Consider the following 255-nt stretch of genomic DNA (forward strand, 5'->3'; position numbering starts at 1 on the left):
CCCGCACCGAGCAACTGCAGGCTGAACGTAACGCGCGCTCCAAGTCCATCGGCCAGGCCAAGCAACGCGGCGAAGACATCGCCCCGCTGATGGCCGACGTTGAGCGCATGGGGAACGAGCTGAGCTCCGGCAAGGCGGAGCTGGAAAACATCCAGAGCGAACTGGATTCGATCCTGTTCGGCATTCCCAACCTGCCCCACGAGTCGGTGCCGGTGGGCGAAGATGAAGACGGCAACGTCGAAGTGCGCCGCTGGG

At 64.3% G+C, this 255-nt stretch carries 1 pseudogene; it reads left to right on the forward strand.

Annotation, left to right across the window (positions count from 1 at the left end):
* Positions 1-255 (forward strand): annotated as a pseudogene (locus SB756_RS32525) (serine--tRNA ligase); the annotation flags it as partial.

The sequence above is a fragment of the Pseudomonas sp. SIMBA_068 genome, assembly GCF_046534705.1.
In the GTDB taxonomy this organism is placed as follows: Bacteria; Pseudomonadota; Gammaproteobacteria; order Pseudomonadales; family Pseudomonadaceae; genus Aquipseudomonas; species Aquipseudomonas putida.